This window comes from Streptomyces sp. NPDC047974, from assembly GCF_040653375.1.
GTDB lineage: Bacteria > Actinomycetota > Actinomycetes > Streptomycetales > Streptomycetaceae > Streptomyces.
The window spans coordinates 101,282-113,505 of the sequence record NZ_JBEZNU010000014.1 but is presented as its reverse complement, the minus strand read 5'-3'; the positions used below and the strand labels follow the sequence as shown (position 1 = coordinate 113,505).

The 12,224-nt window shown below is 73.6% G+C and carries 12 protein-coding genes; 6 read left to right on the top strand and 6 right to left on the bottom strand.

From position 1 onward, the window contains the following. The first annotated feature begins 82 nt into the window (after positions 1-82). Both AB0E19_RS21055 and AB0E19_RS21050 read left to right on the top strand, forming a co-directional pair. Entirely contained in the window at positions 83-625 is a 543-nt protein-coding gene (locus tag AB0E19_RS21055; protein WP_362182186.1) for a heme-binding protein, read from the top strand. A gap of 111 nt (positions 626-736) precedes the next feature. Further along, positions 737-2,155, top strand: a complete 1,419-nt coding sequence (locus AB0E19_RS21050; RefSeq protein WP_362182456.1) for a M1 family metallopeptidase — start codon at positions 737-739, stop codon at positions 2,153-2,155. Here the strand turns inward: AB0E19_RS21050 and AB0E19_RS21045 are convergent. Together AB0E19_RS21045 and AB0E19_RS21040 are read right to left on the bottom strand one after the other, a co-directional pair. Continuing rightward, positions 2,152-2,676: a GNAT family N-acetyltransferase gene (locus tag AB0E19_RS21045; protein WP_362182183.1), complete on the bottom strand. Its 525-nt coding sequence runs from the start codon at positions 2,674-2,676 to the stop codon at positions 2,152-2,154. The two genes, AB0E19_RS21050 and AB0E19_RS21045, sit on opposite strands and share 4 nt — an antisense overlap. 66 nt (positions 2,677-2,742) lie before the next feature. Then, entirely contained in the window at positions 2,743-3,318 is a 576-nt protein-coding gene (locus AB0E19_RS21040; protein ID WP_362182180.1) for a TerD family protein, read from the bottom strand. A 115-nt stretch (positions 3,319-3,433) separates the two neighbouring features. Here AB0E19_RS21040 and arfB point away from each other — a divergent pair, with 115 nt between their 5' ends. Then, on the top strand, positions 3,434-3,871 hold the full coding sequence (gene arfB / locus AB0E19_RS21035; protein ID WP_362182452.1) for an alternative ribosome rescue aminoacyl-tRNA hydrolase ArfB: 438 nt from the start codon (positions 3,434-3,436) through the stop codon (positions 3,869-3,871). Positions 3,872-3,915: 44 nt separating this feature from the next. Here the strand turns inward: arfB and AB0E19_RS21030 are convergent, their stop codons facing one another. Then, entirely contained in the window at positions 3,916-4,479 is a 564-nt protein-coding gene (locus AB0E19_RS21030) for a flavin reductase family protein (protein ID WP_362182177.1), read from the bottom strand. A 250-nt stretch (positions 4,480-4,729) separates the two neighbouring features. On the opposite strand from AB0E19_RS21030, the gene cdgB reads away from it, so the two are divergent. Next, positions 4,730-6,469 (top strand): diguanylate cyclase CdgB, encoded by a 1,740-nt coding sequence (cdgB, locus tag AB0E19_RS21025; protein WP_362182174.1) that lies wholly within the window; start codon positions 4,730-4,732, stop codon positions 6,467-6,469. A gap of 84 nt (positions 6,470-6,553) precedes the next feature. Continuing rightward, on the top strand, positions 6,554-7,513 hold the full coding sequence (locus tag AB0E19_RS21020) for a CBM35 domain-containing protein (RefSeq protein WP_362182171.1): 960 nt from the start codon (positions 6,554-6,556) through the stop codon (positions 7,511-7,513). Here AB0E19_RS21020 and AB0E19_RS21015 read toward each other — a convergent pair. From AB0E19_RS21015 to AB0E19_RS21005, 3 genes are all read right to left on the bottom strand, one after another. Beyond that, a complete protein-coding gene (locus AB0E19_RS21015; RefSeq protein WP_362182168.1) occupies positions 7,491-8,417 on the bottom strand; it encodes a 1-phosphofructokinase family hexose kinase in 927 nt (308 codons plus the stop codon). The genes AB0E19_RS21020 and AB0E19_RS21015 overlap by 23 nt on opposite strands. 157 nt (positions 8,418-8,574) lie before the next feature. Further along, positions 8,575-9,753, bottom strand: coding sequence for an N-acetylglucosamine-6-phosphate deacetylase (nagA, locus tag AB0E19_RS21010; RefSeq protein ID WP_362182165.1), 1,179 nt, complete (start codon positions 9,751-9,753; stop codon positions 8,575-8,577). After that, positions 9,753-10,703 (bottom strand): ROK family protein, encoded by a 951-nt coding sequence (locus AB0E19_RS21005; protein ID WP_362182162.1) that lies wholly within the window; start codon positions 10,701-10,703, stop codon positions 9,753-9,755. Before AB0E19_RS21005 ends, nagA begins: the two co-directional genes overlap by 1 nt. 228 nt (positions 10,704-10,931) lie before the next feature. Between AB0E19_RS21005 and AB0E19_RS21000 the strand changes: the two genes are divergently transcribed. After that, positions 10,932-12,215: an extracellular solute-binding protein gene (locus tag AB0E19_RS21000; RefSeq protein WP_362182159.1), complete on the top strand. Its 1,284-nt coding sequence runs from the start codon at positions 10,932-10,934 to the stop codon at positions 12,213-12,215. Positions 12,216-12,224 lie beyond the last annotated feature (9 nt).

Sequence of the window (12,224 nt, the reverse complement as noted above, 5' to 3'; positions counted from 1 at the left end):
ACGGGGCCGGTGCCGGACCCAGGATGGAGGCAGAGCGAACGAAGCGCCGCCCTCCTCCACACGACCTCCCCGGGAGCCCACCATGAAGAAGAAGCTCGTCCTCGGCACCACCGTCGCCGCCGTCCTGGCCGCCGGCACCTTCGGCGCCGTCGCCGCCAACGCCTCCGCCCCGGCCGCCGCCCCCGCCGCCGTCGTCAAGGCCGACGCGGGCAGCGACAACCTGTTCCAGACCGACCACCTCACCATCGAGGCCGCCACCGACGCCGCCGAGGCCGTCCTCGACGCCGCCGAGAAGGAGAACCAGCGCGTCTCCGTGGCCGTCGTCGACCGCAACGGCAACACCATCGTCACCCTGCGCGGCGACGGCGCCGGCCCGCAGTCCTACGAGTCGGCCGTGAAGAAGGCGTTCACCGCCGTCTCCTGGAACGCCCCCACCTCCGAGCTGGTCAAGCGCCTGGAGCAGGCCCCGAACCTGAAGGACATCCCGGGCACCCTCTTCCTCGGCGGCGGCGCCCCGGTCACCGCCAACGGCGGCCCGATCGCCGGCATCGGCGTCGCCGGCGCCCCCTCCGGCGACCTGGACGAGAAGTTCGCCCGCGCCGGTGTCGCCGAGCTCGCGAAGTAGGCGGAGCCCCCCCCGTACCGGTGAGGGCGTCCGATTCCCCCCGACGGACGCCCTCACCCTCTGCCCGGCTTGTCTAGGATTCGTACCGTGATCCGTGCCGCGATCCGTACCGTGATCCAGACCCGTCGGGCCGGACGGTCCCCCCGGGCCGCCGCCTCCCTGGCGGCGGCCCTCGCCGTGCTCGGCGGCCTCCTCGCCGGCTGCTCGCCGGAGACCGGCGGGGTGCGGGGCACGCCCGGCACGTCCGGGCTGCGCGACCCGTACTTCGCCAAGCTCGGCAACGGCGGCTACGACGTCGGCCACTACGCCCTCGACCTCGCCTACGACCCGGACACCGGCCGGCTCGACGGCACCGCGCGGATCACCGCCCGCGCCACCCAGGACCTCTCCGCGTTCAACCTCGACCTGTCCGGGCTGACCGTGGCGGGCGCGACCGTCGACGGCGAGCCCGCCGCCGTCAACCGCGCCGGGACCGAGCTGACGCTCCGTCCGCGCGACGAGCTGCCGAGCGGACGGGAGTTCACCGTCACGGTCGAGTACGCGGGGGTGCCCGAGGCGCTCACCGACCCCGACGGGTCGACGGAGGGCTGGCTGAGGAGCGCCGGCGGGGCCGTCGCGGTCGGCGAACCGGCCGGCTCCATGACCTGGTTCCCCGGCAACCACCACCCCTCCGACAAGGCGGCGTACGAGATCGCGCTGACCGCCCCGAGCCGGCTCGCGGCGCTCTCCAACGGCGTCCGCGTCTCCGCCGAGCCCGTCTCCGGCGGCCGCACCCGCACGGTCTGGCGCCAGTCGGAGCCGATGGCGAGCTACCTCGCGACGGTGATGATCGGCCGGTACGAGACCACCACCGGCACGGCGCTCGGCGAGGTCCCGGTGGTCACCGCCGTCGAGCCCGCGCTCGTCTCCGCGACGGCCGGACTCCGCGCCGAACTCCCCACGATCCTCGCCCGCCAGCGGGACCGCTTCGGCCCCTACCCCTTCTCCGCCGCCGGCGCCGTCGTCACCGCCGACGGGTCCCTCGGCTACGCCCTGGAGACGCAGACCCGGCCCGTCTTCCCCGCCGGCTCCTTCGACCGCACGACGCTCGTGCACGAACTGGCCCACCAGTGGTTCGGGAACTCCGTCACCCCCGCGTCCTGGCAGGACATCTGGCTCAACGAGGGCTTCGCCACGTACGCCGAGTGGCTGTACGCGGAGGAGTACGGCTCCGTGCCCGCCGCCGACAGCTTCGCGGCGGCCTTCGCCGAGGACGCCAACTGGGCCTTCCCGCCCGCCGATCCCCCCACCGCCGAGAACCTCTTCGACCCGCCCGTCTACCAGCGCGGCGCGATGGTCCTCCACAAGCTCCGCGAGACCGCCGGCGACCGCGTCTTCGACGAGCTGCTGCGCGGCTGGGCCGCGAAGTACCGGCACGCCAACGCGTCCACGGCGGACTTCACGGCCTACGCGGAGTCGGTCGCCGGCCGGGACCTGGACGGGGTGTGGGACGTCTGGCTGTTCGGCGACGGACGGCCGGAGAAGCCCTAGCCCAGGGACTTCCGCAGGACCACGCACGGGCGGCCGTGCGCCAGGTCCGGGCGGCGGGCGGTCTCCTCGTACCCCAGGGCGGTCCAGAAGGCGAGGGCCTCCGGGTTGTTCTCCAGGACGGCGAGCTTGAGGCCCGTGCGGCCCCCGGCGCGGAAGGCGTCCTCGACGTGCCGGGCGAGGCGGCGGCCGAAGCCGGCGCGCCGCTCGTCCGCGTGGACCATGAGGAGGCCCAGCCAGGGGTCGGGGTCGGCCGGGTCGGGGTGGTGGCCGAGCGTCACGGCGACGGCGACGAGGCGGCCCTCGGAGCGGGCCAGGAGGACCTCGGCGGAGGGCTCGGCGAGTTCGTCGGCGAGGGCGGCCGCGACCTGCTCGGGGCGGATCGCGTCCGGGTCCGGGAAGTCACCGCTGAGCTGCTGGAACGCGCGGTCCGAGGCGTACAGCGCGGTGAGTTCGGTGAGCAGCGGCCCGGGCAGCGCGACGCCGTCCTCCAGGGCCTTGGGCGCGAGGGTCTCGACGATCACGGGGCAAGGGTAGGGCCCCGGCGGGTCGAAACCCGGCCGGGGCCCGGTGGCTCGGGGAGCCGTGTGTCAGAGGTTCACGCCGAAGTCGCGGGCGATGCCCTCCAGGCCGGAGGCGTAGCCCTGGCCGACGGCGCGGAACTTCCACTCGGCGCCGTTGCGGTACAGCTCGCCGAAGACCATGGCGGTCTCGGTGGCGGCGTCCTCGGAGAGGTCGTAGCGGGCGATCTCGGCGCCGCCGGCCTGGTTCACGATGCGGATGTACGCGTTGCGCACCTGGCCGAAGTTCTGCGAGCGGGAGACCGCGTCGTAGATGGAGACCGGGAAGACGATCTTGTCGACGGTCGCCGGGAGGCCCGCGAGGTTGACGTTGATCTGCTCGTCGTCGCCACCGCCCTCACCCGTGCGGTTGTCACCCGTGTGGACGATGGTCTGGTCCGGGGTGGACTTGTTGTTGAAGAAGACGAAGTGGGCGTCCGAGGCCACCTTGCCGGCGGGGTCGACGCCGATGGCGGAGGCGTCGAGGTCGAAGTCGGTGCCGGTCGTCGTGCGGACGTCCCAGCCGAGGCCCACGGTGACGGCGGTCAGACCCGGCGCCTCCTTGGTGAGGGAGACGTTGCCGCCCTTGGTGAGGCTGACTGCCATGGAAGTCCCTTTCATCGTGGTTCACACGCTGTCTTCGTCCGGAGAAACGCTGTGAGGCCTTCCACGGTTCCCGCCGGCGAAAACAGGATGACGGTCCGTGCCCGTCCCGGGGAACATGGGAGGCATGTCAGGTCCGTATCAGATCCGCGGCTCCGTCTCGCTGCCCGAGGCCGAGCTCCAGTGGCGTTTCTCGCGCTCCTCGGGTCCCGGCGGCCAGCACGTCAACACGTCCGACTCGCGCGTCGAGCTGCTCTTCGACCTCGCCGCGACGCAGGCTCTGCCCGAGGTGTGGAAGGCCCGCGCCCTGGAACGGCTCGCCACCCGGCTCGTGGACGGCGTGCTGACCGTACGGGCCTCGGAGCACCGCTCCCAGTGGCGCAACCGCGAGACGGCGGCCGTCCGGCTCGCCGCGCTCCTCGCCGAGGCGACCGCCCCGCCGCCGAAGCCGCGCCGCGCGACGAAGATCCCCCGGGGCATCAACGAGCGCCGGCTGCGGGAGAAGAAGCAGCGCGCCGAGACGAAGCGCGGCCGGCAGGGCCGCGGCTGGGGCTGACGGGCCCGGCCGGGCGCCGATGGCCCGGCCGTCCGCCCGGGCGCTCAGCCCAGGTGGCGGTAGCGGCCCCGGAAGTAGGTGAGGGGCTCGCCGTCCGGCGCGGGCAGGCCGACCGAGAGGACGCGGCCGACGACGAGGGTGTGGTCGCCCGCGACCACCCGGCTCTCCGTGCGGCACTCCAGGGTGGCGAGCGCCCCGTCGAGCAGCGGCGCCCCGCTCTCCGCGCCGCGTGTGGACGGCAGGTCGGCGAAGAGCAGCCGGTCCGAGACGCGGCCCTTCATCGAGAAGCGGCCGGCGACCTGCCGCTGGTCCTCGGCGAGGACCGACACCGCCCAGACCGGGACCTCCTCCAGGAGGTCGTCCATCCGGGAGCCGTTGCGCAGGCTCACCAGGACGAGCGGCGGGTCCAGCGAGACGGAGAGGAAGGCGGTGGCGGTCATGCCGACGTCCTCGCCGCGCGGGCCGTCGTCGGGGTCGTGCGCGGTCACCAGGACCACTCCGGCCGCGAGGCGGGACATGGCCGCCCGGAACTCGTCGTCGCTCACCCCCTCAGCATGAGGGATGGCGAGGTCGGTGACGGGCGGCGAGGGCGGGGTCTTCTGCAGCACACCGGCACGCTATGGCGGGGCGTGCGCCGACCGCATCGGGCCGGGGGACCAGAGCGGCGCCCGGCAAGGGTCCTAGGACCCCGGCAGGTGCCAGACCCCGGAGGCATCTGTGACTTGAGTCACAGAGGGCAGTATTTGCTGACCCTGTGTACCGGGTGCGCAGCTCGCTGTGATTCAGTGGCGGGGACAGTACAGCACGAAGCCGATGAGAACCCTGGAGTTGCTGTCGAGGTCTCGGGGAGAGCGAGCGATGGAGACCGAGTCGGAGCCTTACGTCCGTCTCTCGACCCTGCGGCAGCTGCATCAGGTCGTGGCGGACCTGAACACCGCCCGCAGCCTCGCGGACACCCTGCAGACCGTCGCCGACGGCGTCGTCGCCGGCCTCAACTACCAGCTGGCCTGCGTGAACCTGGTCCGGCCCGACGGTGACCTGGTCGTCGCCGCCTTCGCCGGAGACCCCGCCGCCGAGGCCCTCATCACCGGCCGCGTCGGCTCCCGCGAAGCCTGGGAGCGCCGGCTCGCCATGTCCGTCCCCTGGGGCGACCTGCGGTTCATCCCGCACACCGAGGGCTGGGTCCTGATGGACGACGACGTGCCGCAGTGGCACACCGACGGCCCCGCGCCCCGCTTCGAGGACGAGTGGCACCCCCACGACCGGCTGTACGCCCCCATGTACGCGCCCGGAGCCCGCTCCGCCCAGCCGGGGGGACCCGCGGGCGCCGGCCGGGAACTGCTCGGCGTCATATCCGTCGACCGCCCGCGCAACGGCCGGCACCCCGGACCCTGGGGGCAGGAAGCCCTCCAGATGTACGCCTCCCAGTCCGCCATCGCGATCAGCAACGCCCGGCTCCGCTCCAACATGCAGCGCGCCCTCATCCGGCTGGAGCGCGAGCAGCAGGCCCTGCGCGCCAGCGAGGAGTCCTTCCGGCAGGCCTTCGAGTACGCCCCCTCCGGCATGGCCATCGCCGAGCTCGGCGGCGACCAGCACGGCCGGCTGCTGCGCACCAACGACGCGCTCTGCCGGCTCCTCGGCCGCCCCGCCTCCGTGATGCGCCGCTACTCCTTCGCCGACCTCGTCCACCCCGAGGACATCGGCACCCTGCTCCGCACCTCCGCCGAGGGCGGCCGCGCCGAACTGCGGCTCGGCCGGCGCGACGGCACCTACGTCTGGGTCTCGCTGCGGAACTCGGTGGTCGCCGACACCGCCGACGGGCCCCGCTTCCTCCTCACCCACGTCGAGGACATCGAGGAGCGCAAGCGGCACGAGCTCCAGCTCGCCCACCGGGCCTCCCACGACGCCCTCACCGGCCTGCCCAACAGCGCCGAGCTGCGCTCCCGGCTCTCCGCCCGGCTCTGCGAGCGCCCCGCGCACGCCGACGCCTACCAGGGCCCCGGCCCCGACCCGCTGCCCGTCGCCTACGAGGGCGGCGGCCACGAGGCGTACGAGGGCGGGTACGAAGGGGGCTACGACGGCGGGTACGAGTACGGCCACGAGCACGAGCACGGCTTCGGCTTCGAACCGGCCGGCGGCGGGGCGTACGACCACCACGTGCACATGGTCGCGCCGACCGGCGGCGACGTCGACGACGGCACCAAGGGGCTCGCCGTCCTCTTCTGCGACCTCGACGGCTTCAAGTCGATCAACGACCGCTTCGGGCACCACACCGGCGACGCCGTCCTCATCGAGGTGGCGCGCCGGCTCACCACCGGCGTCAGGGACGGTGACACGGTCGCCCGTCTGGGCGGTGACGAGTTCGTCGTCCTCGCCGACGGACTCGGCTCGGTCGACGCCGCCGACCTCGCCGTCCGGCTGCGGAACGCGATCATCCCGCCCATCCGGGTGGACGGCCGGGCGGTGCGGGTCGGGGCCAGTTTCGGCATCGGCTGGGCCGAATGCGGGATGACCGTCGAAGAGGTCCTGAACTCCGCCGACCAGCGGATGTACGTGGAGAAACGGTCCCGTGCCAAGGTGCACCGCCGGGCCGGATGATCGTTCCCGGCACGGGGACTTCATTCGTTCGGGGTAGGCTCGCCGGGTCGGCGACGGCTGGCGAGCATGGAGAGGATGACCCGGATGGCTGCCGGTAACGACGGCGCGAACAAGCCCGAGGACGACGATCCGTTCGGCTATCTGTACGCCGACGGGCAGGCGGCGGGACGCGCCCCGCAGGGCGGCGGTTACGGCTACCCGGGTCCCGCACCCGCGCAGCCCGGTGTGCCGCGCACCTCGTACAACCAGGTCAGGACGGTCGGCGAGCGCCAGTACGGCCAGCCGCCGGCCCAGCCCTACGTGCCGCCGCAGCAGCAGGCGCCGTACGGCCAGCCGCATCCGCAGTACGCGGCGCCGGAGACGTATCCCGGCAACGAGCGGACCCGCCAGGCCCCGATGCCGCCCCAGCGGGGCCGCGGCCCCAACACCAAGGGCCTGCTGATCGGCGCGGTCGCGGTCGTCGCGGTCGTGATCGCCGGCATCAGCGCGGCGATCATCGGCAACCTGGGCGACGAGACGGACCCGACGGCCGGCGGCACCCCGACGGCCTCGGCCCCGGTCACGCCCAGCGAGGAGCCCAGCTCCTCCACCGAGCCGACCACCGAGCCGACGAAGGCCGCCCTGCCCAAGCAGGACGCGGCGACGCTCACGCTCGGCGGCAGCGCCATCCTCGCGAAGGACGTCAAGGGCGCCGAGGGCGCCGACGGCGCCTACGTGGCCGGCTTCAACGCCCCGGGGTCCTCGGTCACCTGGAAGGCGAACATGCCCGAGGGCGGCAACTACTCGCTCACGGTCCGGTACGCGATCCCCGCGGTCGACGCCAACGCCACGCTGACGATCAACGGCAAGCCGAACACGCAGCCCATCGGCCTGAAGAACTTCATCCACTCCACGGACCCGAACCTGGAGAAGAACTGGCAGACCACCTGGGCGCCGGTCGAGCTCCAGAAGGGCGACAACGAGATCAAGATCTCGTGCGAGGCCGGCAACCAGTGCGACGTGCTGCTCGACTGGCTGGAGGTCACCCCGCCGAAGCCGTCGTGACGCCGATCTTCGGCAGCAGGTCGGTGTAGACCTCCGGGTCGTACTCGCCGGCCACCGGGGCGGCGACCGTGGCCGCCGCGAGGGCGGTCGCGTGGGCCAGGCGGTCGGGCCAGGGGGCGTCGGTGACCAGGCCGGCCAGGAGGGCGGCGACCACCGAGTCGCCGGCTCCCGTCGGGTTGCCGTGGACCGGGGCCGGGGGCGTCGCCTGCCAGAGGCCGTCCGGGGTGGCGGCGAGGAGGCCGTCGGGGCCGAGCGAGGTGACGACGGCGTGGGCGCCCCTGCGGCGGGCGTCCTGGGTGGCGCGGCGCGGGTCGCGGGAGCCGGTGAGGCCGGCGAGCTCGTCGGCGTTGGGCTTCACCAGGTCGGGGCGGGCGGCGATGCCGCGGCGCAGCGGTTCCCCCGAGGTGTCCAGGAGGACCGGGACGCCGGCCGCGCGGGCCGTGCGGATCAGTTCGGCGTAGGCGCCGACGTGGACGCCGGGCGGGAGGCTGCCGCAGAGGGCGACGGCCGCGGCGCCGGGCAGCAGCTCCGCGTACCGGGCGCGGAAGGCGGTCCACTCCTCGGCGGTGACGGCGGCGCCGGCCTCGTTGAACTGGGTGGTGTCCCCGGCGGCGGCGTCGACGACGGCGAGGGTGCGGCGGGTCGTCGCCGCGACGGTCACCAGGGCGTCGGTGAGGCGGGGGACGGGCGCGAGCAGTGCGCGCAGCCGGTCCCCGGTGGGGCCGCCGGCGAAGCCGGTGACGACCGTCTCGTGGCCGAGCGCGGCCAGCACCCGGGCCACGTTGACGCCCTTGCCGCCGGGCCGTTCGGCGTGGTCCGTGACCCGGTGGCTGGTGTGCGGGACGAGGGCCGGGACGCGGTAGGTGACGTCCAGCGCCGTGTTGAGGGTGACCGTGAGGATCACCTGTCCACCCCCCGTACTTCCGGTAAGACCTGCGGAGACAGCCGCGATCATGCCAAAGGGACGGCGATCGGCCCAGCCCCTGGGCCGGTTACCGTCCCCTTTCGGCCTGATCAGGTGGTCTGTCGGGGGGCTTGCCGGGTGGTCTGTCAGGTGTCCGTCAGGCCCGCTGCGGCACGCGGGTGGGGATGCCCTGCGGCGCGACGATCCACTCGCCCTTGCGCATGACGCCCTTCACGTCGAACGCGGCGTCGAGGACGACCATGTCGGCGTCCTTGCCCGGCTCCAGGGAACCGACCCGGTCGTAGACGCCGAGGAGGCGGGCCGGGTTGGCGGAGATGGCCTGGACGACGGACTCGACGGGGAGCCGGTCGACGGTGGCGGCGCGCTTGAAGGCGCGGTCCAGGGTGAGGGTGGAGCCGGCGATGGAGCCGCCCTCGACGAGGCGGGCCACGCTGTCCTTCACCTCGACCTCCAGCGGGCCGAGCATGTAGCGGCCGTCGCCGAAGCCCGCCGCGTCCATGGCGTCGGTGATGAAGGCGACGCGCTCGGGGCCCGCGTGGTGGAAGGCGAGCTCCAGGGCGGCCGGGTGGAGGTGGGTGCCGTCGTTGATGAGCTCGACGGTGATCCGCTCGTCCTCCAGGAGCGCGGCGATCGGGCCGGGCGCGCGGTGACCGAGGCCGGGCATCGCGTTGTACAGGTGGGTGGCGACGGTGGCGCCGGCGTCGATGGCCTGGACGGTCTGCTCGTAGCTGGCGTCGGTGTGGCCGATGGCCGCGATGACGCCGTGCTCGGCGAGGAGGCGTACGGAGTCGAGGCCGCCGGGCAGCTCGGTGGCGAGGGTGACCATCTTGGCCTGGCCGCGGGCGGCGTCGATCAGCTTGAGGACCTCGGCCGGGTGCGGGTCGCGCAGCAGGGTCTCGTCGTGGGCGCCCTTGCGGCAGGGGGAGATGAACGGGCCCTCGAAGTGGAGGCCGGCGATCTCGCCCTGCTCGGCGAGCTCGGAGAGCAGTCCGGCCCGGGCGGTGAGGAAGTCCATGTCGCCGGTGACGAAGGAGGCGACGACGGTGGTGGTGCCGTGCAGCCGGTGGGTGTGGACGCCCTTGAGGACCTCGTCGACGGTGCCGGAGGTGAAGGAGGCGCCGCCGCCGCCGTGGTTGTGCATGTCGACGAAGCCGGGCACCAGCCAGTGGCCGCCGAGGTCGAGGACCTCGGCGTCCTCGGGTGCCGCGCCCGCGATGCGGCCGCCGTCGACGATCACGCGCCCGTTCTCGACGATCCCGGTGGGCAGCACGACGCGTGCGCCGGCGAGAACCTTGTGATCGGACTGATCGGACATCAGGCGGAAACCTCCGGGTCGGTGGTGCGCTGGTCGGCGAGCAGGTCCCAGGCGAGGAGCCCCGCGCCCAGGCATCCGGCGGTGTCCCCGAGGGCCGCCGGGACGATGACGGGCAGCTTCTGGAAGGTCACGCGCTCCTCCACGGCGGCCCGAAGGGGTGTGAACAAGGTTTCCCCGGCCTCGGCGAGACCGCCACCGATGATGAGCGTGCGGGGGTCCAGCAGGGTGAGGGCGGTCACCAGCCCGTCGGCGAGGGCGTCGACGGCCTCCTGCCAGACGCGTACGGCGACGGGGTCGCCGGACTCGACCGCCTTGGCGCAGTCGGCGGCGTCCGCCCGGGGGTCGCCGGAGGCCGCGGCCCAGGCGAGGGAGACGGCGGAGGCGGAGGCGTACCGCTCCAGGCAGCCGCGCTGGCCGCAGCCGCAGTCGGTGCCGCCGGGGCGGACGACGATGTGGCCGATCTCGCCGGCGTAGCCGTGGGCGCCGGCCTCGATGCGGTCGCCGATGCCGATGGCGCCGGCGATGCCGGTGCCGAGGGGCACGAAGAGGAAGCGGTCGGCGCCGTGGCCGGCGCCGATGCGGCCCTCGGCGAGGCCGCCGGTGCGCACGTCGTGGCCGAGGGCGACGGGGAGGCCGCCGAGGCGTTCGCTGAGGAGGGCGCGCAGGGGCACGTCGCGCCAGCCGAGGTTGGCGGCGTAGACGGCGATGCCGCGGTCGGCGTCGACGATGCCGGGGACGGCGACTCCGGCGGCCGCGGCGGGCTCCCCGTACCGCTCCTCGCCGAGGGCGCGGAGGTCCTCGGCGAAGGCGAGGATCGTCTCGACGACGGCTTCCGCGCCGCGGTCGCGCCCGGTGGCGCGGCGGGCCTCGTGGAGCAGGGTGCCGTCCGCCCCGACGAGGGCGGCCTTCATGCCGGTGCCGCCCACATCGAGGGCGATGACGTGTCTCACGGGGACAGTCTCGCGCGAGACCGCCCTAAAGGTCTAGTCCACTGCCGAGGATTGTTGCGCTCGGATACAAATTCGGGCCGGTGGTGTGGGGGGTTTGTGGCGAAGGTCCCTCCGGAGTTGCGGAAGTGATACCCGACTGGTGTAGACCTCTAGTTCGAGACTGGGGGAGACTTTCGCCCCCCAACCCTGTGAATGTGCAGCTCACTGCTGCTCAATGACGAGCAAAAGGTGGATGAAGCCGTGGAGCGGCGACGATTCCTTGGACTGACCGCGGCCGCCGCCGCCCTGGGCCTGACCGCCACGGTCGCCGGCTGCGGCACCCTCGGCGGGGACGGCGGCGATGTGACCCTGCGCCTGGTCGCCGCCGACTACGACCTCACCGGCGGCAACACCACCCGGAAGTACTGGGACGACCTCGTCGCCGCCTTCCAGGCGAGCCACCCCGGGATCAAGGTCCAGGTGCAGGTCGAGTCCTGGGACGACGTCGACCGCAAGGTCGCCGAGATGGTGAAGGCCGGGCAGGCCCCCGACGTCGCCCAGATCGGCGCCTACGCCGACTACGCGGCCGCCGGGCAGCTCTACTCGGCCGACGACCTCCTCACCATCCCCGTGCAGGCCAACTTCGTCCCGGCGCTCGCCGAGGCCGGCGAGAACGACCGCACCCAGTACGGCCTGCCGTTCGTCGCCTCCACCCGCCCGCTCTTCTACAACGCCGACCTCTTCGAGAAGGCCGGCGTCGAGCCCCCCACCACCTGGGCCGAGCTCGCCGCCGCCGCGAAGAAGCTCAAGAAGGAGGGCGTCCGCACCCCCTTCGCCCTCCCCCTCGGCCCGGAGGAGGCGCAGGCCGAGTCCCTGATGTGGCTGTTCGCCGGCGGGGGCGGCTGGACCGACGACTCCGACCGGTACGCCATCGCCTCCGAGGCGAACATCGCCACCTTCACCTGGCTCAAGGACGAGCTGGTCGGCCAGGGCCTCACCGGCCCCGTCGCCCCCGGCAAGCTCAACCGCAAGGCCGCCTTCGCCGCCTTCGCGCAGGGCGAGGTCGGCATGCTCAACGGCCACCCCTCCCTCCTCCAGGAGGCCGCCAAACAGGGCGTCAAGGTCGGCCAGATCCCGCTGCCTGGCGTCGACGGCCCCGCCAAGGTCTCCATGGGCGTCGCCGACTGGATCATGGGCTTCAAGCAGAACGGTCACCGCAAGGAGATCGGCGCCTTCCTCGACTTCGTCTTCAGCGACGAGAACGTCCTGAAGTTCGCCGGCGACAACGACCTGCTGCCCGTCACCGTCAGCGCCTCCACCCGCATGGAGTCCGGGACCGAGCACGCGGGCCTCCGCGAGTTCCTGAAGGCCCTGCCCACCGCCCAGCTGCCGCCCGTCGGCAAGACCTCCTGGGCCAAGGTCAGCGAGACCATCAAGCAGGACATCGGCCGGGCCGTCACCCCCGCCGGCCGCCCCGCCGACGTCCTCGGCGCCATCGCCCGCACGGCGACGACCGCGGAGGCGGCGGAGTGACCGGCCCGT